24 protein-coding genes are annotated in these 24,613 nt (G+C 66.0%); 8 read left to right on the plus strand and 16 right to left on the minus strand.

All coding sequences use genetic code 11. From position 1 onward, the window contains the following. Positions 1 to 75: 75 nt before the first annotated feature. A complete protein-coding gene (gene panB / locus ASF14_RS15905) occupies positions 76 to 954 on the minus strand; it encodes a 3-methyl-2-oxobutanoate hydroxymethyltransferase (protein WP_056437279.1) in 879 nt (292 codons plus the stop codon). 49 nt (positions 955 to 1,003) lie between these two features. Beyond that, positions 1,004 to 1,348, minus strand: coding sequence for an ArsC family reductase (locus ASF14_RS15910; protein WP_056437283.1), 345 nt, complete (start codon positions 1,346 to 1,348; stop codon positions 1,004 to 1,006). Between the two features lie 227 nt (positions 1,349 to 1,575). Between ASF14_RS15910 and ASF14_RS15915 the strand changes: the two genes are divergently transcribed. Both ASF14_RS15915 and ASF14_RS15920 read left to right on the plus strand, forming a co-directional pair. Continuing rightward, a complete protein-coding gene (locus ASF14_RS15915; protein ID WP_056437286.1) occupies positions 1,576 to 3,633 on the plus strand; it encodes an NAD(+) synthase in 2,058 nt (685 codons plus the stop codon). Positions 3,634 to 3,739: 106 nt separating this feature from the next. After that, positions 3,740 to 4,384, plus strand: a complete 645-nt coding sequence (locus ASF14_RS15920; protein WP_056437288.1) for a GntR family transcriptional regulator — start codon at positions 3,740 to 3,742, stop codon at positions 4,382 to 4,384. A gap of 6 nt (positions 4,385 to 4,390) precedes the next feature. Here the strand turns inward: ASF14_RS15920 and ASF14_RS15925 are convergent, their stop codons facing one another. The 3 genes from ASF14_RS15925 to ASF14_RS15935 all read right to left on the minus strand — a co-directional run bounded on the left by ASF14_RS15925 (position 4,391) and on the right by ASF14_RS15935 (position 7,940). Next, the gene (locus ASF14_RS15925) at positions 4,391 to 5,671 is read right to left on the minus strand and encodes an NAD(P)/FAD-dependent oxidoreductase (RefSeq protein ID WP_056437291.1); all 1,281 of its coding nucleotides are present in this window, start codon (positions 5,669 to 5,671) and stop codon (positions 4,391 to 4,393) included. 16 nt (positions 5,672 to 5,687) lie between these two features. Continuing rightward, positions 5,688 to 6,692 carry a zinc-dependent alcohol dehydrogenase family protein gene (locus tag ASF14_RS15930; RefSeq protein ID WP_056437294.1) on the minus strand — a complete coding sequence of 335 codons (1,005 nt, stop codon included), beginning with the start codon at positions 6,690 to 6,692 and terminating at the stop codon, positions 5,688 to 5,690. Between the two features lie 63 nt (positions 6,693 to 6,755). After that, entirely contained in the window at positions 6,756 to 7,940 is a 1,185-nt protein-coding gene (locus ASF14_RS15935; RefSeq protein WP_236697102.1) for a S1 family peptidase, read from the minus strand. A gap of 129 nt (positions 7,941 to 8,069) precedes the next feature. On the opposite strand from ASF14_RS15935, the gene ASF14_RS15940 reads away from it, so the two are divergent. After that, positions 8,070 to 8,294 carry a hypothetical protein gene (locus tag ASF14_RS15940; RefSeq protein WP_056437296.1) on the plus strand — a complete coding sequence of 75 codons (225 nt, stop codon included), beginning with the start codon at positions 8,070 to 8,072 and terminating at the stop codon, positions 8,292 to 8,294. A 122-nt stretch (positions 8,295 to 8,416) separates the two neighbouring features. Here ASF14_RS15940 and ASF14_RS15945 read toward each other — a convergent pair whose 3' ends face one another. The 3 genes from ASF14_RS15945 to ASF14_RS15955 all read right to left on the minus strand — a co-directional run bounded on the left by ASF14_RS15945 (position 8,417) and on the right by ASF14_RS15955 (position 10,334). Further along, positions 8,417 to 9,019: an alpha/beta hydrolase gene (locus ASF14_RS15945; protein WP_056437299.1), complete on the minus strand. Its 603-nt coding sequence runs from the start codon at positions 9,017 to 9,019 to the stop codon at positions 8,417 to 8,419. Between the two features lie 87 nt (positions 9,020 to 9,106). Continuing rightward, positions 9,107 to 9,526 carry a hypothetical protein gene (locus ASF14_RS15950; protein WP_056437302.1) on the minus strand — a complete coding sequence of 140 codons (420 nt, stop codon included), beginning with the start codon at positions 9,524 to 9,526 and terminating at the stop codon, positions 9,107 to 9,109. A 199-nt stretch (positions 9,527 to 9,725) separates the two neighbouring features. Further along, on the minus strand, positions 9,726 to 10,334 hold the full coding sequence (locus ASF14_RS15955; RefSeq protein ID WP_056437305.1) for a TetR/AcrR family transcriptional regulator: 609 nt from the start codon (positions 10,332 to 10,334) through the stop codon (positions 9,726 to 9,728). A gap of 183 nt (positions 10,335 to 10,517) precedes the next feature. On the opposite strand from ASF14_RS15955, the gene ASF14_RS15960 reads away from it, so the two are divergent. Continuing rightward, entirely contained in the window at positions 10,518 to 10,904 is a 387-nt protein-coding gene (locus tag ASF14_RS15960) for an MHYT domain-containing protein (RefSeq protein WP_056437308.1), read from the plus strand. Between the two features lie 27 nt (positions 10,905 to 10,931). Next, positions 10,932 to 11,459 (plus strand): EAL domain-containing protein, encoded by a 528-nt coding sequence (locus tag ASF14_RS15965; RefSeq protein WP_056437310.1) that lies wholly within the window; start codon positions 10,932 to 10,934, stop codon positions 11,457 to 11,459. Here the strand turns inward: ASF14_RS15965 and ASF14_RS15970 are convergent. From ASF14_RS15970 to ASF14_RS15995, 6 genes are all read right to left on the minus strand, one after another. After that, the gene (locus ASF14_RS15970; RefSeq protein ID WP_156361246.1) at positions 11,432 to 12,835 is read right to left on the minus strand and encodes an amino acid permease; all 1,404 of its coding nucleotides are present in this window, start codon (positions 12,833 to 12,835) and stop codon (positions 11,432 to 11,434) included. The two genes, ASF14_RS15965 and ASF14_RS15970, sit on opposite strands and share 28 nt — an antisense overlap. A gap of 37 nt (positions 12,836 to 12,872) precedes the next feature. Continuing rightward, positions 12,873 to 13,583, minus strand: a complete 711-nt coding sequence (locus tag ASF14_RS15975) for a GntR family transcriptional regulator (RefSeq protein WP_082442291.1) — start codon at positions 13,581 to 13,583, stop codon at positions 12,873 to 12,875. After that, entirely contained in the window at positions 13,583 to 14,497 is a 915-nt protein-coding gene (locus ASF14_RS15980) for a dihydrodipicolinate synthase family protein (RefSeq protein WP_056437316.1), read from the minus strand. The genes ASF14_RS15975 and ASF14_RS15980 overlap by 1 nt, the downstream gene beginning before the upstream one ends. A gap of 69 nt (positions 14,498 to 14,566) precedes the next feature. Continuing rightward, positions 14,567 to 16,360: a DUF885 family protein gene (locus ASF14_RS15985; RefSeq protein ID WP_082442292.1), complete on the minus strand. Its 1,794-nt coding sequence runs from the start codon at positions 16,358 to 16,360 to the stop codon at positions 14,567 to 14,569. Between the two features lie 11 nt (positions 16,361 to 16,371). Beyond that, positions 16,372 to 17,367 carry an Ldh family oxidoreductase gene (locus ASF14_RS15990; protein WP_056438320.1) on the minus strand — a complete coding sequence of 332 codons (996 nt, stop codon included), beginning with the start codon at positions 17,365 to 17,367 and terminating at the stop codon, positions 16,372 to 16,374. An 11-nt stretch (positions 17,368 to 17,378) separates the two neighbouring features. Continuing rightward, complete coding sequence (locus tag ASF14_RS15995; protein WP_236697103.1) at positions 17,379 to 19,754, minus strand: glycoside hydrolase family 127 protein; 2,376 nt, start codon at positions 19,752 to 19,754, stop codon at positions 17,379 to 17,381. Between the two features lie 104 nt (positions 19,755 to 19,858). Between ASF14_RS15995 and ASF14_RS16000 the strand changes: the two genes are divergently transcribed. After that, positions 19,859 to 22,606 carry a DUF5695 domain-containing protein gene (locus ASF14_RS16000; protein WP_056437319.1) on the plus strand — a complete coding sequence of 916 codons (2,748 nt, stop codon included), beginning with the start codon at positions 19,859 to 19,861 and terminating at the stop codon, positions 22,604 to 22,606. On the opposite strand, the gene mutT is transcribed toward ASF14_RS16000, so the two are convergent. Next, entirely contained in the window at positions 22,552 to 23,016 is a 465-nt protein-coding gene (mutT, locus tag ASF14_RS16005; RefSeq protein WP_056437321.1) for an 8-oxo-dGTP diphosphatase MutT, read from the minus strand. The two genes, ASF14_RS16000 and mutT, sit on opposite strands and share 55 nt — an antisense overlap. Positions 23,017 to 23,048: 32 nt before the next feature. On the opposite strand from mutT, the gene ASF14_RS16010 reads away from it, so the two are divergent. After that, on the plus strand, positions 23,049 to 23,240 hold the full coding sequence (locus ASF14_RS16010; RefSeq protein ID WP_056437324.1) for a Flp family type IVb pilin: 192 nt from the start codon (positions 23,049 to 23,051) through the stop codon (positions 23,238 to 23,240). Between the two features lie 124 nt (positions 23,241 to 23,364). Further along, positions 23,365 to 23,541: a Flp family type IVb pilin gene (locus tag ASF14_RS16015; protein ID WP_056437328.1), complete on the plus strand. Its 177-nt coding sequence runs from the start codon at positions 23,365 to 23,367 to the stop codon at positions 23,539 to 23,541. 111 nt (positions 23,542 to 23,652) lie between these two features. On the opposite strand, the gene ASF14_RS16020 is transcribed toward ASF14_RS16015, so the two are convergent. Continuing rightward, the gene (locus ASF14_RS16020; RefSeq protein WP_056437330.1) at positions 23,653 to 24,603 is read right to left on the minus strand and encodes an acetyl-CoA carboxylase carboxyltransferase subunit alpha; all 951 of its coding nucleotides are present in this window, start codon (positions 24,601 to 24,603) and stop codon (positions 23,653 to 23,655) included. Between the last annotated feature and the right edge of the window lie 10 nt (positions 24,604 to 24,613).

The raw sequence follows: 24,613 nt of genomic DNA on the forward strand, positions 1-24,613 counted from the left end.
CGCTATTCTGGATCAAGGCAAGATAGAAGCCGCGACCTTTAGCGAGGAGCGGCCCCTGTGGGAAGCGGGCTTGGCTTATGCCCCATCGCGGTTGGCTTCCCGGGGGGCATAGGTCTGCTCCGGCCCTGGGAAGCGGCGGGCGCGGACATCCTCGGCATAAGCGCGCGCCGCCTCGCCGATCCGCTCGCCCATCGTCTCGTAACGGCGGACGAAGCGGGCGGTGCGGTCGAACAGACCCAGCATGTCCTCGCCGACCAGCACCTGGCCGTCGCACTCCGCCGACGCACCGATGCCGATCGACGGGCAGGCGATACGCTTGGTGATCTCGATCGCGATCGGCTCGACCACACCCTCGATCACGACCGAAAAGGCACCCGCCTCGGCCACGGCAACCGCGTCGGCGATAATCTTCTCGGCCTCTTCCGGCGTGCGGCCGCGCGCGCCATAGCCGCCCAGGACGTTCACCGCCTGGGGCGTCAGGCCGACATGGCCCATGACGGGAATGCCGCGCTCGACCAGGAAGCGCACGGTCGGCGCCATCGCGACGCCGCCCTCCAGCTTGACCGCCGCCGCGCCGGTTTCCTTCAGGAGCCAGGCGGCATTCTCGAACGCCTTTTCCGGGCTCGCCTCATAACTGCCGAAGGGCAGGTCGATGACGACGACCGCATGATAGCTGCCCCGCACCACCGCAGCGCCATGCGCCGCCATCATCTGAAGCGTGACCGGCACGGTCGAGGGCAGGCCGTAAATAACCTGCCCCAGGCTGTCGCCGACCAGCAGCATGTCGCAATGCGGATCGAGCAGCTGCGCCGAGCGCACCGTATAGGCGGTCAGCATGACCAACGGCGTCTCGCCCTTGCGGCGACGGATGGCGGGTACGGTCAGCCGCTTCATCGGCGCGGGCGTGGGGTTGGCGCGGCTGGTCGCGGTGTCGAGCGTGTAGGTTGTGGACATGGCCAAGCCTCTAACCCGTGTACGCCGTGCGCTCCACCCCCTTGGTCCGTCAGAAGATTTCGGCGTAGACCTCGGGCTTGAACCCGACCGTCAGCGCGCCGTCGCGGTCGAGCACCGGCCGCTTGATCAGTGAGGGCTGGGCCTGCATCAGCCGGATCGCCTTGTCGGCATCGATGTCCTGCCGGTCGGCCTCGTCCAGCTTGCGGAAGGTCGTGCCCGCGCGGTTGAGCAGCTTTTCCCAGCCGACCTGATCGACCCAGCGGCGGAGCGTGGCTTCGTCGATGCCGTCGGTTTTGTAGTTGTGAAAGCGGTATTCGACGCCGTGCTGCTCTAGCCAGACACGGGCCTTCTTCATCGTGTCGCAGTTGGGGATGCCGTAGAGGATGATGGTCATAAAGCCTCGAACTTCGGGAGCGTCCGGCGCTTAGCGGAATGCATCAGGATAAGGGAAGCGAGGCCTTCGACTTCGCTCAGGCTGAACGGGTGTTTGAATGTCCGGCTTTCGCTCCCCCGCTCCGTTCGGCCTGAGCGAAGTCGAAGGCCAGGGGAAACCCTCACATCCTAACCCGTGGCAACCCACACAGGCTAGCGCCCCCGTTCCCGCGTCGCTATCCCGAGAGGATGCAGGATCACCCCTTTTACGCGCTTCACACCCATGGCCTGATCCGCGTCGCCGCCGCGACGCCCGCCGCATCGGTGGGGGATGCTTATGCCAATGCGCAAGCCATGCTCGATCTGGCGCGCAAGGCGGATGAAGACGGCGTCGACCTGATCGTCTTTCCAGAATTGTCGCTAACCTCCTATGCGATCGACGATTTGCATTTGCAGGGCGCGATGCATGCGGCGACGCTCGCGGCGCTGGGCGAGATGGTGGACGCCAGCGCGGCGCTGTCGCCCGTCATGCTGGTCGGTGCCGCGCTGCCCCGCAACGGGCGGCTGTACAATTGCGCCGTCGTCATCGCACGCGGGCGGATTTTGGGCGTCGTGCCCAAAACCTTCCTGCCCAACTACCGCGAATATTACGAAAAGCGCTGGTTCGCGAGCGGCGCGGCGCTGACCGGCCTGACTATCGAGCTGGATGGCCAGAGCGTGCCCTTCGGCACCGACCTGATCTTCGCCGCCGAAGACGTGCCCGGCTTCGTCGTCCATGCCGAGATTTGCGAGGATTACTGGGCCCCCACCCCGCCCTCGACACTGGGCGCGCTGGCCGGGGCGACGATCTGCTGCAATTTGTCGGCGTCGAACATTGTCATCGGCAAGGCACGCGACCGGGCGATGCTGGCCGCCGCCCAGTCCGCCCGCGCGGCTTGCGCCTATGTCTATTCGGCGGCGGGCATTGGCGAGAGCACGACCGATCTGTCCTGGGACGGCCAAGGCCTGATCCATGAGCTGGGCGAGACGATCGCCGAGTCCGAGCGTTTCCTGCGCGAACCCGCGCTGACCACCGCCGATATCGACGTCGAGCGGATCGAGCAGGAGCGCCTGCGCTTCGGCACCTTCAACGACGCCGCTGCCTTTGCGGGCCATCCGGAACAGCGTTTCCGCCGGATCGGCTTCGTCCATGGCGCGGAGGCGAGCGATCGGGGGCTGCGACGCGCCGTTCACCGCTTTCCCTTCGTGCCCGACGATCCCGCCCGGCGCGATGCGGATTGCTACGAAGCCTATAACATCCAGGTCGAGGCGCTGGCCAAGCGGCTCGATGCCAGCCGCGCCAAGACGCTGGTGATCGGCGTATCCGGTGGGCTCGATTCCACCCATGCGTTGATCGTCGCGGCCAAGGCGACCGATCGGTTGGGCTGGTCGCGCGACCGTATCCTGGCCTTCACCATGCCCGGCTTCGCCACCGGCGCGGGCACCAAGGCCCATGCCTGGGCGCTGATGCGTTCGCTGGGGGTAACGGCAGAGGAAATCGATATCCGTCCCGCCGCGCATCAGCTGCTGGAAGACATGAAGCACCCCTTTGCGCAGGGCGAGCCGGTCCATGACGTGACCTTCGAGAATGTGCAGGCGGGCCTGCGCACCGATTATCTGTTCCGCCTCGCCAATCAGCGCGGCGGCATCGTGCTGGGCACCGGCGACCTGTCGGAGCTGGCACTGGGCTGGTGCACCTATGGCGTGGGCGACCAGATGAGCCATTATGCGGTCAATGCGGGCGTGCCCAAGACGCTGATCCAGTTCCTGATCCGTTGGTGCATCCGTACCGGGCAATATGACGAGGCGACGAACGAGGTTCTGGCGGCGATCCTGGCGCAGGAAATCTCGCCCGAGCTGGTTCCCGCCGACGCCAGCGGCGCCATGCAGTCCACCGAGGCGATGATCGGCCCCTATGCGCTCAACGACTTCTTTGCGCATTACGTCATCCGCTATGGCCTGAAGCCGTCGAAGATCGCTTTCCTCGCCTGGCACGCATGGCATGATGCGGAAGCGGGCGGCTGGCCCGAGGACCTGCCGCAGGACGCGCGCGTCGCCTATGACCTGCCGACGATCCGGCACTGGCTGGAGCGATTCCTGACCCGCTTCTTCCAGACCAGCCAGTTCAAGCGCTCAGCCCTGCCCAACGGTCCCAAGGTCTCGGCAGGCGGTGCCCTGTCCCCGCGCGGGGACTGGCGGGCGCCATCGGACGGAACGGCAACGGTCTGGTTGAACGAACTTCGGGACGCCCTGCCGCCCAGTCTATGACACGGACTTGGCAGGCTGTGGGGAACAGGGCTATGCTGAAGGCTTGTTCGTTACATTTCCCCCTAAATTACAGGCTTCTCCCCGGCCTGTCGGCACGAGAGAATCCATGAGCCTTGTCGTTCGCACCCTGTCGGAGCAGATCTTCACGATCATTCGCGAGCGTATCATCAGCGGCGACCTGCCGGAGGAACAACCGATCCGGCAGGACGCGCTGGCCAATGAGCTGGGGGTCAGCAAGATCCCGCTGCGTGAGGCGCTCGCCCGGCTGGAACAGGAAGGGCTGCTGACCAGCCAGGCCAATCGCGGCTTTTTCGTCCGCTCGCTGGGCGCTCGCGAGGCGGAGGAGATTTACGAGCTTCGCCTGGCACTCGAACCCGATGCGGCGGCGCGTGCGTCGCGTGTGGCGACGGCGGAGGATCAGGCCGTCGCGCGTGAGGCGCTGACCGCACTGGATGTCGCGGCGCGCGATGCATTGCACGAGGTCGCGCACCGCAACCGCGCCTTTCATCTCGCGCTGGTCCGCCCGCTGGGTGCCGCGCTGACCTTCCAGCTGATCGAACGGTTGCAAGTGCTCGCCGAACGTTACGTCGTCCAGCATCTGAAGCCTGCGGGTCGCGAGGACCGCGCGCATGAGGAGCATCATGCGCTGCTCGACGCCTGGCTGGCGCGGGACGAGGCGCGGGTGGCCGGTTTCCTGACCGAGCATATCGGCGCGACGCTGGTCGACCTGCGCGCCCAGCTGATCCGCTGACCCCCGTCAGCCGGGCGGGCGGCCAATAGGCGTGGTGATGATCCGGGCACCGCGCCGATAGGTCAGATAACGCCACAGCCATTGCAGGCTGACGCGGATACGCTGCGCGAAATTGACCAGCAGCACGACATGGACGATCGCCCAGAGCATCCAGGCCGGATAGCCCTTCATCCGGAACCGGCCGAAGTCGAAGATCGCGGCGTGACGCCCGATGATCGCCGCATTGCCGCGATTGTGGAAGCGGAAGGGTTTGGGCGCCGCGCCGCCCGTCAATTGCGTCCGTAACGCCTTACCCAGATACTCGCCCTGTTGCTGCGCGACCTGGGCCAGGCCGGGCAAGGGCTTGCCGTCTTCGTCCAGGCAGGCGGCGACATCGCCCAGCGAATAGACATTCTCCAGCCCCTCGACGCTCAAATCCGGTCGCACCGCCACGCGTCCGCCCGGTCCCGGCGCTATGCCGAGCAGCTTGGCCGCCCCCGTCGGTGCCACGCCTGCGCCCCAAAGGACGGTGCGAGCCGGGATGAATTGTCCGCCGGCGGTCAGCCCCTCGGCTGTGATCGTCTCGACCGGCATGTTCGTCATCACCCGAACGCCCAGCCGCGCCAGCGCCCGTTCGGCATAGGTGGCAAGTGAGTCCGGGAAAGCCGCCAATATCCTCGGCCCGCCCTCGATCAATATGATCTTCGCCGTCTCCGGCCGGATTCGGCGAAAATCGGAGGTCAAAGCATAGCGCGCCAACTCGGCAACCGACCCGGCCAGTTCCACGCCGGTCGGGCCGCCGCCGACGATGACGAAGGTCATCAGCGCCTCGCGATCCGCGGCCCCGTCGCGTTCCGCTTCCTCGAACGCGCCCAGCACGCGCGAGCGGATGACCCGCGCTTCCTCGATCGACTTGCAGGCGGGGGCATGGCGGCGCCATTCGTCATGGCCGAAATAACTGCTGGTCGATCCCGTCGCGACGACCAGCCGGTCATATTGCAACGTCTCGCCCGTGGCCAAGCCCACGTGCCGGGCATCGGTATCAACCTGCGTCACCTCGCCCAGCACGACCCGGATATTGGGATAGCGGCCCAGGACATGGCGGATCGGCTCGGCGACATCGGCGGGCGACAGGGCGGCCGTCGCCACCTGATAGAGCAGCGGCACGAACAGGTGGTAATTATTGCGGTCGACCACCGTCACCCGCACCGGCGCGCGCGCCAGTTGCTGCGCCACCGCAAGCCCGCCGAACCCCGCGCCAACGATCACCACATGCGGCCAATTGGGATCGACGCCTGCTCTCGTCATGTCCTGTCCCCCGTCATCAGAAGGTCACGGCGATCTTGGCGAAATGGTCGCCGCTTTCCTGATAGCGAAATGCATCGGCCAATTCATCCAAGGCGAAGGTTCGATCGACCACCGGCCGGAACGCCGCATCGTCCAGAGCGCGGACGAATTCCGTCTGCATCCGGCGGCTGCCGACGATCAGGCCCTGCAGTCGCGCCTGCTTGCTCATGAGGGTGGCGGTCGGCACGTCGCCAGCGAAGCCGGTCAGCACTCCGATCAACCCGATATGTCCGCCGATCCGAACCGCATCGATCGACTGGGCCAGCGTACCCGGTCCGCCGACCTCGATCACATGGTCGACACCCTTGCCCGCCCAGTCATGGACAAGCTTCCCCCATTCGGGGTGGGTGCGATAATTGATCGTATGCGCGGCCCCCAGCGAGCGGGCCCGTTCCAGCTTTGCGTCGGAGGACGAGGTGACGACCACCTGAGCGCCCATCATCCGCGCGATCTGAAGCGCCCAGATCGACACGCCGCCGGTCCCCAGCACCAGCACGCGGTCCCCCGCCTTCAAACCGTCATCGACGACCAAACTCCGCCATGCGGTCAGTCCGGCCGTGGTGATGGTCGCTGCCTCGGCATGGCTGTAGCCCGTCGGTGCGCGGGTAAAGGCGGTCGCGGGGGCAACCACCAGTTCGCACGCATAGCCATCGATCCCGTCGCCCGGCACGCGCGAGAAGTCGCCGATCCGGGGCGGCCCTTCCTGCCAGTCGGGGAAGAAGCAGGAGACGACCGCATCGCCCGCCACGAAGTCCTGGACGCCCTCGCCCACCGCCTCGACGATGCCCGCGCCATCGGCCATCGGAATACGACCATCCTGGGTCGGCATGCGGCCCGCCACGACACCATAGTCGTGATAATTCAGTGACGTCGCGTGCAGCCGCACCCGGATCATACCCGGTCCCGGCGCACCGGGATCGGGGCGGTCGACCAGTCGCAGACGGTCCAGCCCGCCAGGTGCATCGAGGATCATCGCCTTCATGCCGTCGCCTTCATCGCTATCTATCGATGAAAAACCAACGCTGCTGCAATGCGATGCGATCCCTCAGCCGGTCGCCAGAGACCACCCGTCGGGCAGGAAATCGACTGACATATAATAGTAAAAGGCACAGCTGCCGTCGCCGCCGCGATAGCTGCCGCCCTTGACGATGCCGTAAGCCATACCGCCGAGGAAAACCGGCCCGCCGCTGTCCCCACTGCGGCAGGTCGGCCCCCGCACCGCGACCCAGGTCGGGGTACAGCCGCCGCCGCACAAATCCCCGGCGGGGGCGAAGTCGGGTATCCACACCTCGGCGCAGCTATAGCCCGTCCGTTCGCCGCGATGGCAGACGATGTCGCCCGCGCGGGTCTGGTCGCGGCTCCTCTGCCCCGTGACGCGGCGGCTTATCGTCTTGGCCGTGTCGCTCCAAAAGGCGGGCGATAACGACACCGGGCTGCCATTCACCTGCACGTCCTGATAGCCCCATCCCCATTGCCCCAGAAAGGGCAGCGGATGCTCGCGCCGCTCGGCATCGGTCCAGGCCAGATTGTCGGGACAATGGGCGGCCGTCACGATCGCACTGCCGCTCCCGCGCCGGACGACGAACCCGCTGGTACAGGCATAGCGGCGACCATTGCCGGGATCGATACCGGTCAGCCGCGCGCCACCTTGAACGTCGGCCAGGTCGCTGTCTGGCGCATCCAGCGTCGCGATTCGCACCGGCACGCCTGCGATCCGGGCGATCCGATCACGCAGGGCATCGCCCGGCTCCACCTCGGCATCCGCACGGGCCACCATCACGACCAGCGCCCCGATCCGGGGATCGACGCCGATGCCCGGCGGCTGGGTCAGGCTGGCGCGGATTTCGGTCTGGTGAAGCGCGAGTGCGACGACCAATTGGCGGTGTGTGGCATAGGCGCCGGTCCGGAAGCGAACGAGCACCGGACTTCCCGCCACCTGCATCACCCGGTCCGCGACGGGCGCATCTCCGGTCAGCAATATGTCGATATGGAAAGGCGCATGACCGACCGACAATCCCGCGAGGCGGTCGGCGAACTCCACCTTGAGCGAGTCGGTCAGCGCCACCGACGCCTCCTGCACCGCCAGTTCGTGCGCGGCCGCCATCGGCGTCTGCCCGGACAGGCTGGCATATTCCGCCGCATCCAGAGCAAGAGCGGCATTCCCGTCGAGCGGCGCCACGGCCTGTGCCCATGCGCCGCCCGGAATCGTGACAAGCAGGGCTGCCGCCAATCGCAGGAAAGCCCATCTTTCCCGCCGACAAGATTTGCGTTGGTTATATCCCATCGATTTAGTATGTATTACCTATGAGAAGCCGATAAGCGGCGATATACGGCATAAACGACCAAGGGGACCGAATTGATGTTGCGACGCCATGCCCTTCCGCTGCTTCTGATCGCATCGGCCGTCCCGCTCGCCGCGTGCTCCAAATCGGAGCCTGCCAACAGCACCGCCCTCGACAATGGCGGCGTGGCCAACGACGAGCTTCTGGCCAATGACGAAGGGCCCGTCGACGGCAATGCGACGTTCGGCAACGACGTACTGCTCGACAATGAAGCGGCGCCGGGGGGCGCGAACGCGAGCTAAAATTTCCTTCGGTGGCATGGGGCCCCTACCGGGCTTCGTCACCGCTCCTGCCTCGCCAAAGGAAGCTCCCTGTGGCGATCAACTGGTCCGGCGGTTACGCAAACCGCCGGACCGTTTTTATGTCAGCGTTCGGGAATGCCCAACGTGCGCAGGACACGCATATCCTGTTCGACCACCCCGGCCGAGAAACGTTCGATCAGCCGCTGCGCCTGACGCCACATGCCGGTCGGCACCGGCGTGGCGCGCGGCGGGGCCAGCAGGCGACCACCGCAGATGCTGGCCAGCGCCGGGCCGTGATTGGCACCGTCGACGACCAAGGAGGGAAAGGGCAAGGCCGCCTCGGGCGAGGCGAAGAGCTGGCCGCCCTGCCGATCCAGCGAATCGGCGGCGGGCGGCTGGAAGAACAGTGCCCCCGCGACCTTCGACACATAATGGCTGGGCGACAGTCGCGCCCACCAGATGCTGGCCAAGCAAGCCGCGCCCTCGGCCACCAGCAGCACCGCCTTGTCGGCATGCGCCACCGCATGGTCCAGCCGAGTCGCCCAGATATCGCGGGATTCCCGCGATCCGTCGTCAAAGGGGAGTTGCAGATCGCCCTGCCGGGGCCAGGCGAACAGGCTTTCCCACGGCATGGCGCGCTCGCCGACGGATTTGCCCATGTCAGGCTCCACCACCGGCAGGGTGATGATCGAGAAGGGGTCGCTCAGACGCAGTTCGGCCGCCATGGTCTTCTCCGTCACTGATCCCCACAAGGTACGTCAGTTTCGGGGAAGGGCAAGGGGTGACGGACGCACCCCCGCCTCACCTCATCTTTACTCGGCCGCCATGGGCCGGGCCAGCCTACGCGAATCGCTGAGCGCGGTCGCGATGCTGTCGACCATCAGTTCATACTGGTCCGGCGTGTAGCCGGCGGCCAGGAAGGCACGAACCTCGTGCGAGGGCACGCTATAGCCATGATGCCAGCTCAACACCGCCATCCGGCGCAGCGCCTCCAGCGAGGGATCGGCCAAGCGCGGGTTGCGGGTCTCGCCGAAGATGCTGCCGATCGCGCGGATCAGCTTGGTCGGCTCGCGCAGGCTGGACAGGCGGTCGCGGCGGGCGAGCGCGACGACCTGCCATTCGAGGGCCGACAGACGGGCATCGGGGCGGATAGCCGCCGCGCCCTGCTGTGCGATGGCGGCATCGACGGCGATCCGTGCGGCACCGATTTCTTGAAAAGCGACATAGGCCATGATGCAAACCCCTTTTTGCGCGGGACATCCTGCCCCGGCCAGCATCACGCTCGCCCGAGGAAGCGGCACCGGGCCGCCCTGCCTGCTGTCTCGCCATTTCAATCACGAAGGTGAGGATCACCTTCCATACCGGCTGGTATATTAATGCGCCGTACAGGCGTCAATGACTTTCATACCAACCGGTATTAAAAAATTCGGCTTAGCGCGAAGGCCATAGCGCCAATGCCGCGTCGACCATCGATTGCAGCTGCTCCGAAGAGACACCGCACCCGGCCTGGACGCCCATGCCCTGCAACACGGCGAAGATCAGGTTGGCCAGTCCCGCCGGATCGACACCGGCAGGCATATCGCCCTCGTCCACCGCGCGCTGGAAACGCCCGACGATCGCCGCCTGCGACGATGCCCGCCGCGCCACCACTTCCGCCTTGATCGACTCGGCTTCCGATCCGCAGGCAACCGAGTGGATCACGCCCAGGCAGCCCTTCGGCTCCCATTGGCTGGTCATGGCCTTCAGCGCACCGCGCAGCAGATGCTCGGCGACGCCACGTGCCGTGGGCTGACCCAGCGCTTCGCGGATATAGGCGAGCTTCTCCGCCTCGTAGAGGTCGAGCGCTTTGTGGAACAGCGCCTCCTTGTTGCCGAACGCGGCATAAAGGCTGGGTTTGGTGATGCCCATCGCCTCGGTCAGGTCGGCCATCGACGCGCCCTCATAGCCCTTGCTCCAAAATACACGGAGCGCGGAGGCCAAGGCTTGGTCGGTGCAGAATTCACGCGGGCGGCCCTTACACGCGGGCAGAGCATTTTCCATAACGTTCGGTATAGAATTTCGGAGGCGGTTTGGAAAGCCCTTCCCACACGAAAGGACAATGGTCCGCTTTCGGACCTATATTACGTTTTTTGCAATGGCCTTCGGAACAAGTGTCGCCGGGGGAATGGCGCATATGATGCTCGAAATCATGGGGTGCATTATCGGGAGCATGATCCCTGGCTGATGCTGCCCGCTCTGGGCGTGTGCGCGCTGGGACTGATCGCTGTGTTCCTGCTGCACGACCGGGCCGAGGAGTGCGTCGAGGTCCGCCGACGCAATTGGGTGGCGCTGGCCGCGATCACGGGCGGCGTCAGCATCTGGTGCACGCATTTCCTGTCGATGCTTGCCTATCGGGATCCGTTGCCGCTGGGCTTAGATCTTCCCCTGACGCTGACGTCGATCGCGGCGCCCTGCCTGACCATCTGGATCGCGCTTGGCCATATCCGGCGAAGGCGTGACCTGGCCGGTTGTCTGGCCGTTGGCGGGCTGACCATGATCGGGATTGGTGCCATGCATCTGATCGGCATGGCAGCGCTGATCGTCCCGGCGCAGATTCGCTATGACCCCTAGGGGCTGGCGGCTGCATTTCTGGGTGCCATGCTGCTGCTGACGGATGCATTCCATATCCATGTGCGGATGCCTGGACGGGGCCGTACCGCCCTGTCCGTCGGCGTCGCGGCCCTGGGGATCGTCGTCCTGCATTTCGGCGGGATGACGGCCACGACGCTGGTGCCCGGTGGCGTGGTCGTCGATCCGGGCCTTCATCCGCTACAGCCACTCAACCTGGCACGCCTGGTGGGCTTGGTGACGGCGACCATTGTGGTTGCCCTTGTCGCGGCGGCACTGCTGGACCGACTTCTCACCGACCTGCGTGGCCTGACCCAGGCGACGCGCAAGGGGATCGCGTCGGGCGTCGCCACCGATGCCGCCGCGCGCTCGATCGTCCGGGCGATCGTCAGGCTGGGGCAGAGCCTGAACCTGCCCGTCGTCGCCGAAGGGGTCGAGACGGCCGAACAGCATCGCATGGCGCTGGAGGAAGGATGCCCCCAGGCCCAGGGTTATCTGTTCGGCCGCCCCGCCCAACCTCTGGTCGGGGTTCAGCCCTTGGCCAGGGCGCTGCGCTGACGCCCATAGGCGAAGTAGAAGGCCAGACCCGCCAGGTTCCAGATGATGAAGCGGATAATTGTCGCGCTCGGCAGGCTGAACAGCAGGTAGATGCAGCCCAGAATGGCGAGCGTGCCGACCAGATAGGGCTGCGGGCAACGGAACAGCCGCTTGGCCTCAGGTGCCCGGCGCCGCAGGACCATCAAACAGGCCCCGACCGCGATGAAGGCGAGCAGCGTGCCCGCATTGGCCAGCTCGGCAATCTCGTCGAGGCGGAAGATTCCGGCAACGATGGCGATCGACACGCCCGTCACCAGCGTGATGCGGGTCGGCGCGCCGCTGCGCTTGCTGACCACCGCCAGTGGCTGTGGCAACAGGCCGTCACGCGCCATGGTGAAGAAGATACGGCTCTGGCCATACATCATCACCAGGATGACCGAGGGCAGCGCGATGACGGCGGCCAGGGCGATCAGGTGCGCCGCCGTAGGCTGGCCGAGCGAACGCAGGACGAGCGCCAGCGGCTCGGGCGAATTGGCGAGTTGCAGGAAGGGCAGCGCGCCCACCGCCGTGACCGCCACCGCCATATAGATCAGCGTACACACCAGCATCGACCCGACGATGCCGATGGTCAGGTCGCGGCCGGGGTTCTTGGCTTCCTCGGCCGAGGTCGCCACCGCGTCGAAGCCGTAAAAGGCGAAGAACACGATCGCGGCGGCCGCCATCACGCCGCGCTTGGCCCCGTCCACTTCGGTTGCACCAAAGCCGTACGGCATGAAGGGATGGAGATTGGCGTTGTTGAACGCCGGAAGGGCAAAGGCGACGAAGACGCCCAGCGCGACGAGCTTCACGACGACGAGAATGATGTTCAGCGTCGCGCTCTCCCGCGTACCCGCCACCAGCATGCCCATCACCGACAACGCGACCAGCACGGCCGGCAGGTTGATGATGCCGCCGCCATGCGGGCCCGACAGCAGCTCGGGCGGCAGATGCACCCCCGCCGCCTGGATCCAGCCGACCAGATAACCCGACCAGCCGACTGCCACGGTCGAGCAGGCCAGTGAATATTCAAGGATCAGACTCCACCCGACGACCCATGCAAGGGTTTCGCCGAGCGCGGTATAGCTGAAGGTATAGGCGCTGCCCGCCGCCGGGATCAGCGTGGCCAGCTCGGCATAGGCGAGCGCGGCGCAGGCGCAGACCGCGCCCGCAATGGCGAAGGCCAGGATGACGGCAGGTCCCGCCCGCTCCGCCCCGACGCCGGTCAGCGTGTAGATGCCGGTGCCGACGATCGCGCCGACCCCCAATGCGATCAGGTGCGGCCAGCTGAGCGTTTTGGCCAGCGCCTGCCCCTCCGCATGCTGGGTCACGCTGCCCAGCGATTTCCTCGGTCCGAACATCGTCGAAAAATCCCCCCGCCCCATGGGCTTGTCATTGTCACTCGACGGGCGCGAACCCGCCTTTCAGGTCCATCAGGGTGGACCGGATATGCGTATCAAGCAATGCTTTAACCCGGTCGGTGTCACGCGCAAGAAAGGCATCGAGCTGTTCGCGATGCTCCAGATGCGCCCGCGCGTCGCGTCCGGCGGGCTGCAGATGCGCGACGACATAGCGTTCCGCGAGCAGCGCGAGTTGACGGATCAGCTGGATGGTGAGGGGCTGCCGCGTCGGGCGGACCATGGCCATGTGAAAGCGACGATTGCAGATGGCGACGCGCGCCAGATCGCTGGCCGCCGCCTGGTCGAGCGCCTCGAATGCCGCGATCAGGGCGGCGCGGTCATCGGCATCGGCGACGAACGCAGCGCGCGCGGCGGCCGCCGGTTCCAGCTTGAGACGCAGGCCGTAAATATCCTCCGCCTGCGCGGCGGATAGCGCGCTGATCATATAGCCGCGATTGGCGACGCCGTGGAGCAGCCCCTCCTGCTCCAGCCGGGCCATCGCCTCGCGCAGCGGTATCTTGCTGACGCCCAGTTCGGCGGCCAGCGCATCCTGGCGGATCGTTCGATCGGCGGGGATGGCCCCCGCGATGATCCGTTCGCGTATGATCGCGAAAATGCGATCCGCCAGGGTCTGCACGACGATGACGCCCTCGCCCCGATGACGCCCGTCATCCAGGGCGACGTCCGGTAGCGAGAGCGCCGTCGCCATCAGGCGGCCTTGGCCTGGCCCAGGTCCGGGCGGGTCGCGGCGGCCTTTTCGACCATCGCGATCACCTCTGCGCGGCGCTCGCCTTCCAGGACATAACGCGGCGGCAGGACGCGCTCCGAACCACGGCCCATCACCTGCTCGGCCAGCTTGATCGACTGGACCAGGTCATGCTCGGCATCGAGGTGGAGGAGCGGCATGAACCAGCGATAGATTTCCATCGCCTTGGCATGATCGCCACGGTCGAACGCCGCGACCAGTTCGACCGACTCCTTCGGGAAGGCATTGGTCAGGCCCGAAACCCAGCCCTGCGCGCCCAGATACAGCCCTTCGAGCGCCACGTCGTCCAGACCGGCGAACAGGGTGTAGCGATCGCCAAACGCGTTGCGGAAATCGGTGAAGCGGCGCGTGTCGGGGGCCGATTCCTTGACCGCGACGATGTTCTTCACATCGACCAGCGCTTCCAGCACCGACTGGTCGATGACCGTGCGGTACGCGGGCGGGTTGTTGTACAGCATGATCGGCAGGCCGGTCTGGTCGGCCACGCCCTTGAAGTGGTTCACCAGCTCATGCGCCTTGGGCACATAGACCATCGGCGGCAGCAGCATCAGGCCATCGGCCCCGGCCTTTTCGGCCGCCTGCGCGTAACGCACCGCACGGCGCGTGTCATATTCCGAGCAGCCGGTGATCACGGGCACGCGGCCCGCCACCGCCTCGACGATGGCGGTCAGGACCGTGACCTTCTCGTCATAGTCGAGCGAGTTGTTCTCGCCGACCGTGCCGAGCGCAATCACGCCGGTCACGCCGTCATTGACCAGATCGTCGACGACGCGCTGCGTGTCGGCGAGATCGATCGACATATCCTCGCGGATCTGGGTCGTCACTGCGGGGAATACGCCGCGCCAGCCGATGCTCACTATTTGTTTTCCTGCCATTGTTTTAGATATCGTATACTGTTTAGCGCGTCATATCCGCGTGGTCAATCGTCATTCCTCGTCGGGATATGGCCCCTTGCCCCCTTCGGCGATGAAGCGATCGGTCCGCTGGTCGATGACCGGCAGCGGAACATAGCCCAGTTGCAGCATCGCATCGTGCCAGGCGCGGATATTGAACTTCGGCCCCAGTGCCTTTTCGGCCTTGGCCCGTGCCCGCTGAAAGGCAAGCTGCCCCATATAATAGGACAGCGCCTGACCCGGCCATGCGATATAGCGATCGACCTCGGTTTCGATCTCGTGATTGGACAGGGCGGTATTGTCGCGAAGATAGGCCTGCGCCTTTTCGCGGCTCCAGCCCATGGCGTGGACGCCCGTGTCGACGACCAGCCGCGCGGCCCGCCACGCCTGATAGGACAGCATTCCGAAGCGGTCATAGGGATCCTTGTAGAACCCCATTTCCTCGCCCAGCGCCTCGCAATAGAGCGCCCAGCCTTCGCCATAGGCCGACAGATAATTGTCGCGGCGGAAGGCAGGCAAATTCTTGTTCTCGGCGGCCAGCGGCATCTGGAAGGCATGACCCGGCGCGCTTTCGTGCAGGGTCAGCGCGGGCAGCGCGTAGAGCGGCCGCGAGGGCAGGTCATAGGTGTTGACCAGATAGATGCCCGGCCCGCCACGCCCGGAGGTGTAGAAGGGCGCCTGGTCCGCAGGCACGGGTTTGATCGCAAAGCGGCTGCGCGGCAAATGGCCGATCCATTGGGCCGCGACCCCGTCAAAGCCCTTCGCGATCCAGGCGGCCTTGTCGAGAAGCTCCTGCGGCGTCTTCGCATAGAAGCGCGGGTCGGTGCGCAGGAAGGACAGGAACGCGGGCAGGTCGCCCTGGAACTTCACCTCCTTCATCACGCCGTCCATCCGGGCGCGGATCCGCTGCATCTCGGACAGGCCGACTGCATGGACCTGTTCGGGCGTCATGTCGGCGGTCACATATTCGCGAATTTTGGACCGGTAATAGGCCTGCCCATCGGGCAGGTCATAGGCTGCCGTGCTGGCCTGGGCATGGGGGATGTAGTCCTCGCGCAGGAAGGTCAGCAGCCGCCTATGCGCGGGCAGCACGTCGTCCCGGATCGCCACCAAGGCGTCGGCCCGCAGCGCCGCGACGGTGGCGGGCGCCATGCTGACGGGCATGGTCTTGAACGGCTCGTAAAAGGGCTGGGCATCGCCGGTTCCGGCATCGACCACCTGCGCGACGCCGATCTCGCGTCCCTTCAGCGTGACGCGCGGCACGGTGAAGCCCCGCGCGAGACCGGCCCGCATGTTCGCGATCTGCTGGTCGTAATAGCGCGGCATCTGGCGGAGCATCGCGATATAGTCGCGATACTGGCTTTCCTTGGTAAAGCTGCCCCGTGCCCAACTGGCCAGATTGCCCCAGAAGCTGGTGTCCGAATTGAGCGGCTTTTCATATTCACGGAACCGCTGCGCCGCGAGCAACGCGTCGATCTGGCCACGATAGACCATATAGTCGGTGCGCACATCGGGGGAGAGCCTGGCCGGATCGATCGCATCCAGGGCCTTGGCGGTCGCTTCCCAACGCGCCAGCCGCGCGGCCTGGGCGGCGGGGCCGACATCGGGCAATTGCCGCGAGCCCGCGCTGCCGCTGTCGTCGTCGGCGGCACTCTGGCTGATCCGCCACTGATACTCAGCATCCGACAGCGCGCGGAACCGCGCGTCCGGCGTAGCGGCCTGCTTGCTTGCGACCTGGGGGCGGCCCTTGGCCTGTGCGGCGCCCAGCGGCATCGCCGTCAGAGCGACCCCCGCCAGCAGCCATCCGATGCGGTTCGTCATGCTCATAACCCCTTTGCTCAACCCTTCAGCGCCGTCACGTCGCGGTAGAGATCGGCCGAAATCTCGACCCCCCCGACCAGCGACACCTGACGCGCGGTATAGCGGCGGGCGGAGGGCAGCCGTGCCCCCTGCCCCGTGATCGCGGCAAACATCGCCTCGGCCCGATCCTGATTTTCGGAAAGAAGATCGCCTAGGAAGCCTCTGGGATCGATGGCAATAATCAACTCGCCACCCAGCGGCGAGCCGCCGCGCCCGCCATCCCATTCGATCGACTCGCGGCTGGTCATGTCGCCGATCAGCGGCCCGGCGAGCAGTTCGACCATCGCCGCCAGCGCCGATCCCTTATGCCCGCCAAAAGTGCGCATCGCGCCCGACAGGATCGCGGCCGGGTCGGTGGTCGGCCTGCCATCGGCATCGACGCCCCAATCATCGGGCACGCTCTTGCCCGCCCGGCGATGGAGTTCAATCTCGCCGCGCGCGACCATGGAGGTTGCGAAGTCGAACACGAAGGGCGGCCCATCCGGGCGCGGCCAGCCGAAGGCGACGGGATTGGTGCCGAACACCGGCTCGGCCCCGCCCGAGGGCGCGACCCAGGCATGGCTGGGCGTAAAGGCCAGCGCAACGAGCCCGGCCTCGGCCAGTTCCTCGACCTCGGGCCAGAGCGCGGCAAAATGCACGACATTGTTAAGCGCCAGCGCGGCGATGCCGTTGGCCTTCGCCTTTTCGATCAACGCAGACTTGCCGGTCTGGAAGGCCAGTTGCGCAAAGCCGCCGCCGCCGTCGACACGGACCAGCGCGCGGGCAGGATGGGACAGCACCGGCTCGGCATCGGGGACGACCACGCCCTTTTGAATGCTGGAGACCGCGACCAGCAGGCGGTAGATACCGTGCGAGGTGCATCCATCGCGCTCGCCCGCCACCATCGTCTCGGCCACCGCTTCGGCATGGGCGGGGGCCAGCCCCGCGCCCAGCAGCTTGGCCCGCGCCAGCGTGCGCAATTCGTCCAGGGTCATCCGCACGCCGCTCACGCCACCGCCCCCGCCTTGGCCGCGAACAGCCGCATGCCGAAGATCGGTCCCGCCGTGCTGCGATCATGCGGCACGATCCGAACACGCACGTTCTTCTTGCCCGCCGTCAGCGCGGGCGGCAGCGGGTATTCGACGTCGAAGAACGCGCCCGGCTTGTCATTCTCCAGATGTTGGGTGGCGACCTTCACATTGTCGACCAGAATGTCGAAGTCCCGCGCCCGCTCCTCGCCCCAATAGGTGCCTTGCAGGATCATCGGGCCGGGGCGCACCGCCATGGTGAACTCGAAATAGCCCCCCGACCGCGCATCACGCCCCTGCCGCCCGCGATAGGACACGGGGTAGGAGATGTCGGAGGTCAGGCCGTGGTCACGCTCCGGCTGCATCTCGCCCAGATGCATGACATCGACCGAGCGCGCGGCGATATCGCGTGCCCGGGCCTGATCGGCCAGGAACGCCGCCTCCTGCGTCTTCCATCCCGCCTCGGTGAAACGCTTGAAATAGACGGCGCTGCGGCGGTCGTATTGGCTATAAAAGGGCACGAAGCTGAGGTCTGCCGGACGGAAGACCCCCGCCGTCCTGTATCGCGCGGTCGCCGGATCGGCGGCGGTGAAGCTCGCCAGCGGATTGGCGCCGACCAGCACCGGGTCGAGCGAGTCCCACTTGTCCTCGCGCCCGCCCAGGTCGGCGGCCATCACCATCGGTCCGCGCAGGACAGCCACGACGCTATCGTCGCCGGGCGTCGTCTCGACCCGAAGGTCGAGCGGCAGGCGGATCGAAACCGTATCCCCGGTCTTCCATCGGCGATCGACCACGGCATAGCCTCGCTCGAAGCGCGGGGACACGGCTTGGCCATTGACCTCGACCTGCGCCTGCCCGTTCGCCCAGCCCGGCACACGCAGCGCCAGCGGGAAGCGCCCCGGCCGGTCGAGCCGCGTGAAGCTCAACGTCGCCTGCCCTTCCATTGGATAGGCGGTGTCGAGCGTCACGACCGCACCGCGCTTCTCCCACCGCGCCTCGGCCGGGATGTAGAGATTGACGAAGAAGGTATCGCCGCCCTGCCAGAAGATGGACTCGCCATGCTTGGCATGCGCCTCCATCCCCGACCCGACGCAACACCAGAAGGCGTCGTCCTTGTCGGTCGAGAACTCGCGCGCCACGCCGCTCATCAGCGGCGTCATATAGGTGAAGCCGCCATTCTGCGGATGCTGGGCGGCCATCGCGTGGTTCAGATGCGCGCGTTCGTAATAGTCGAAATAGCGCCCGTCCGGCTGCCATCCATAGAGATGCCGGGTCAGCTTCATCATATTATAGGTGTTGCAATGCTCGCACGTCTGGTCGGTGACGTGCCGCGCGATCGTATCGGGTTCGGAGAAATATTCGCGGTCGGCATTGCCGCCGATGACATAGCTGTGATGGCCGGTGACGGTTTCCCAGAAGAAGCTGGCCCCCTTGGCGGGTTCGGGCTTGCCGGTGATCTCATGGATACGCGCCAGCCCGATCAGCTTGGGCACCTGCGTATTGGCGTGGAAATTCGCCAGCTTGTCCTCGCCCGCGACCAGCGGGTCGAGCACCTTGCGGTCATAGATACGCTCGGCGAGCGCGAGCCACTGACGGTCGCCGGTCCGCTGGTAAAGCTCGGCATAGCTTTCGTTCAGCCCGCCATATTCGCACCCCAGCACCGTCTGCATCTGCGCATCGTCGAGCGCGGCAAAGACGCGTGCGAAATAACCGCCCAGCTTGACCGCGACGTCCAGCGCCTGCGCGTTGCCCCAGCCGCCATGGATGTCGAGCAGACCCGCGAACAGCTTGTGCACGGTATAGAGCGGCGACCAGGAACCGTTGAGGTCGAAGCCGCCCGACTTGATCTTGCCCGCCATGATCTCGGGGAAGATTTCCTCGCCATCGACCACCTTGCCGTCGGCCCGCTTGCGCCCCAGCGCGCCAACATAACCGGTGCCACGCTTGGCCTGCGCCTCGGCCAGTTCGGCGACGATATAGTCGGCGCGACGGCGCATCTCGGTGTCGCCGGTCTGCTGCCAGGTCAGCACCAACGCCGACATGTAATGGCCCAGCGTATGGCCCGCGATCGTGTCGCTTTCCCAGCCGCCATAGATCGCGGCCTTCGGCTCCAGCCCGGCATAGGCGCGGAAATTGTGGAGCAGGCGATCGGGGCTCAGACGGTAAAGATAGCGACGGTTGGTCTCGACGGCGGTCGCATAGACCGAGGGGCGCAACCGCACCGCCGATAGCGGCAAAGGCTCGGCCTTGGCCGGAAGAAGCGACGGCGCAGCCCCCACCGCGCGGGTCGCCATTCCCATCAACGCGACGCCTGCCGCCCCCTGCATCCATTCGCGTCTGCTCGACCGCAGCATCTTGCTCTCCCGGTAATACTGTATACCAATATAGACAGAACGGGAGGGGGGTCAATTGCGATGGTCCCGCAGAGGAGCTTCCCGAGGTCAGGGATTTTATCGTCATGCGCCAGAGCCTTATCCGCCTTTTGCCCGTCACGTTGGCCACGCTTTCGATCGCGGCGAGCGCGCATGACGCGGGTGGCGCTACCCCCCGGAAGATAGCCAGTGCATCGCAGAAGGCCGCAAATTCCCGTTTCCGGGTCGGCGCGTTCCACCTGATCCTCGACCCGGTCAGCCAGACCGCGCGTGGCCTTTCGCCGATCGCGACGCCCGGCTTCGACTTCCTGCCCATCGGCCGCGCCAAGGAACGCGCAGGCAATGGCTATAATCATCTGGGCGACATTCATTTGCGTCTCCGCCAGGGCGGAGGTGCATGGCAGGACTATTCGTCTTCGCGCGAACGTCGACCGGTGCGGGCGCTGCCCGTGCGCGGCGCGGTGCTGGCGGCGGCGGACATCGGCGGGTCGATGGGCGCCGGCATGCCGCTGCGGATCGTGCGGGAATGGGTGAACGACAAGGGCACGCCTGCCCTGCGCTTCACGCTGACCAACACCTCCCACGCGCCGGTCGAGGTCGGTGGGCTCGGTCTGCCGATGGTGTTCGACAACATCATTTCCGACCGGACACTGGAACAGGCCCATGCCCAGGCCAGCTTCGCCGATCCCTATATCGGTCGCGATGCGGGCTATGTGCAGGTCACGCGGTTGAACGGCGCAGGCCCGGCCCTGCTCGTCCTGCCCGAACGCGCCACGCCGCTGGAGGCCTATGTCCCGATCCCGACGTTGCGCGAGACCAAGGGCCAGGCGGTAATTTCGGAGGCGAGCCCGCGCACACAGACCTCGGAAGGCTTTTACGACTGGACCATCGCCAGCGCCGCCTATGCCCAGACCGATTGGGCCAAGGCGGGTGCGCCCTGGAACGAGGCGACCAGCTTCACCCTGGCTCCGGGCCAGAGCCGCAAGATCGGCCTGCGCCTCGTCACCGCGCCCAGCATTCGCGCGATCGAACCGACGCTGACGGCGCAGGGACGGCCCGTCGTGGTCGGCGTGCCGGGCTATGTCGTGCCGACCGATCTCGAGGCGGCGCTGTTCGTGCGGTCTCCTTCCGCGATCACCGGCATCGCCAGCTATCCGGCAGGCGCGCTCGATGTCACGAAGACACCCGGCAAGCCAGGCTGGACCCGACTATCGGTGCGCGGGCGCCAATGGGGTCGGGCGCGCCTGACCCTCACCTATGCCGATGGCACCGTCCAGACGGTCCAGTATTTCGTCACCAAGCCGCTAGAGCAGACCATGGCCGATCTGGGCCGCTTCTCGACGACGAAACAATGGTTCGAAGGCAAGGGCGATCCCTTCGGCCGCTCCCCCGCCATCCTGACCTATGATCGCGAGGCGGATCGCATCGTCACCGCCGATCCGCGTGTGTGGATCTCGGGAATGAGCGACGAGGGCGGCGCTGGCAGCTGGGTCGCGGCGGTGATGAAGCAGCTCGACAATCCCAACGCGACCGAAATCGCGCGGATCGAGGAGCTGGTCGACAAGACGATCGTCGGGCGGCTCCAAGTCGCAAGCAGACCCCAGGCCGGAGGCGTGAAGAAGAGCCTGTTCTATTACGACCCGGCCGCTTTCCCCGACCTCTACAAGCCGGAAACGGACTGGAAGAGCTGGACCTCATGGAAGAAGGATCAGGCCGACGACCTCGGCCGGGCGTACAATTATCCGCACGTCGCGGCGGGGCATTGGGCGCTATACCGGATCGCGCGCAACCATGCCGGGCTGACGCGGGTGCATGACTGGTCATGGTATCTCGACCATGCCTATCGGACGATCGTCGCGATGATGCGCGACGCGCCGCATTATGCCCAGTTCGGGCTGATGGAGGGCGACGTCTTCGTCGACATCCTGACCGACCTGAAGCGAGAGGGCTGGACCGACAAGGCGGCCGAGGTCGAACGCCTGATGAAGGGCCGTGCGGATCACTGGCGCACCCTGCAATATCCATTCGGCAGCGAGATGGCCTGGGATTCGACCGGTCAGGCCGAGGTCTATGCCTGGATGCGCTATTTCGGTTACGGTCCGCAGGCCGACGTCACGCGCGAGGTCATCTTGGGCTATGACCCGTCGATTCCGCACTGGGGTTATAACGGCAATGCCCGGCGCTATTGGGACTTTCTGTACGGCGGCAAATATTCCCGGCTGGAGCGGCAGATCCATCATTACGGCTCGACGTTGAACGCCATTCCGCTGTTCGACTCGTTCCGGCGCAATCCCACCGACATGCATTTGCTGCGTGTTGCCTATGGCGGGTTGCTGGGCGGCATCACCAATATCGACCAGAATGGCGCATCCTCCGCCGCCTTCCACAGCTGGCCCGATCGGATGGAGTGGGACCCGTATAGCGGCGATTATGGCATGGGCTTTTTCGGCCATGCCTATGCCGCGGCCACCTATGTGGTGAACGATCCGACGCTGGGCTGGCTGTCCTATGGCGGCAACCTGTCGCAGAAGGGCGGACAGGTTCATGTCGAGCCGCATGACGGTGCCCGCGCGCGGGTTTTCGTCGCCCCCGCCGGACTATGGCTGACGCTGGAAGCGGGGAAGTTCAAGGCGGTCGATTATGAGCCGGCGACCGGCGCGGTTCGCCTGACCCTCGATCCGGCGACGGACGACACGCCCGCCGCGCGTCTGTTCGTCGAGACGACGACGCCCGGCGGCCGTGCCTATCGCCCCGAGCGGGGTACGTTCGAGCGGGGCGGCTATACCGTTCCGCTGTCGGGCGCGGCATCCGAACTGCTGCTGTCCGCCAGATAGGCGGCGAGCTGGCGGACCAGCGGCCCATCGGCGGGCGGCATGGACCAGGCATGCATGTCGGCGGGCTGACACCAGGTCAGCCCATCCGCCTCCAGCGCGACCGGCGTGCCCGACCAGGCCCGGATGACGTAAAGCAGCAAGAGCAGATGGCGACCGGGCAATGGCTCGGTCGCAAAACCCGCCGGTTCCAACGCTTCGGCTGCGACCGTGATCGCCAGTTCCTCCTGCAACTCGCGGACCAGCGCTGCCTCGGGCGTCTCGCCGGGCTCCAGCTTGCCGCCCGGAAACTCCCATAGCCCCGCCAGCGCCTTGCCCGCCGGGCGCCGCTGCAACAGCACGCGGCCATTCTCATCGACCAACGCGGCGGCAACGACGGGAAACAAAACGGGCAAAGTCGGACTGTCGATCATTTCTTAACCTCGGGCGCGTACGTAGCGGCATCATGAGTGCGCGCGCGATCCGAACGATGCTGCAACGCCTGTTAGCCGATAGGCGCGGCGCGTCGGCGGTGGAATATGGATTGATCGTGACCGTCGTTATTCTCGCGATCTTCGGCAGCCTTTCCCAGATGGGCCTCAGCCTTGAGTCGCTGTGCGAGCGCATCGCCACCGAGCTGAGTCTCGCAAGCCGCTAAATCCAGCGGCGAAATCGCTGTCTTCAAACCTTTTTAACCAGTGGGCCGGTAAAGCGCCAAAAGCTGAACCGGCGCTCCGGCTCAGCCGGGTGATCGATCAAATCAGGACTGAACGGAGACCGGAATGAAGACGTTTCGCAAGATGCTGAAGAACAACAAGGGCGCGACGGCCATCGAATACGGCCTGATCGCCGCCCTGATCGCGGTTGCGGCGATCGGTGCCATGAAGACCATCGGCACCACGCTGAACACGACGTTCACCAACGTCAGCAACAAGCTGGCGAACCCGCCGTCGCAGTAATAGCATAGGCAGGTATAGCGTTCATCGTCATACCTGCCCACGCCGAACGCGCAAATCAAGAGGGGGCGGTCAACTAGGTTGACCGCCCCCTCTTTTGCGTCCGTTGTGCGGTCAGAGCCGCCCCATCGCCAGGAACTTGGCGGCACGCCCGCGCTTCAGCTCGTCCCGGCCCAGGCCACCCAGTTCGCCCAGCGCCTTTTCGACCGCATCGCCCAGATTGGCGATCGCACCCGCGGGGTCGCGGTGCGCGCCCCCGACCGGCTCCGACACGATTGTATCGATCACGCCGAAATGCTTCAGGTCCTGCGCGGTGACGCGCATCGCCTCGGCCGCATCCGATGCCTTATCGGCGGTGCGCCACAGGATCGAGGCGCAACCCTCGGGGCTAATGACCGAATAGACCGCATGCTCGAACATCAGCACCCGATTGCCCGCCGCCAGCGCCACCGCGCCGCCCGAGCCGCCTTCGCCCACGATCGCCGAGACGACCGGTACGCCCGCCGCCAGACAGGCCTCGGTCGAGCGCGCAATGGCTTCCGCCTGGCCGCGCTCTTCGGCCTGGATACCAGGGAACGCACCCGAGGTGTCGACCAGCGTCACGATGGGCAGACCGAACCGGTCTGCCAGCTCGACCAGGCGAATCGCCTTGCGATAGCCCTCCGGCTTGCCCATGCCGAAATTGTGGCGGAGGCGGCTGGCGGTATCCTCGCCCTTTTCATGGCCCAGTACCATCACGCGCTGGCCGCGAAATTGCGCGAATCCGCCCATAATCGCCTGGTCGTCGCCGAATGCGCGGTCGCCCGCCAGCGGCACGAACTCGTCGAACAGCCCGGCGACATAATGTTTGAAGTGCGGGCGCTGCGGATGGCGCGCGACCTGCGTCTTCTGCCACGGGGTCAGCTTGGTGAAGGTATCGCGCAGCAGCTTATCGGACTTGGCCTGGAGCTTGGCGATCTCCGCGCCGATATCGACCGTCCCTTCGGCAGTCGTATCGCGCAGCTCGTCGATCCGGCTCTGAAGCTCGGCGATCGGTTTCTCGAAATCGAGGAAGGTCGTTGACATGGCGCTATCG

Origin of the sequence: Sphingomonas sp. Leaf257, from assembly GCF_001422185.1 — a bacterium.
Lineage (GTDB): Bacteria > Pseudomonadota > Alphaproteobacteria > Sphingomonadales > Sphingomonadaceae > Sphingomonas > Sphingomonas yabuuchiae.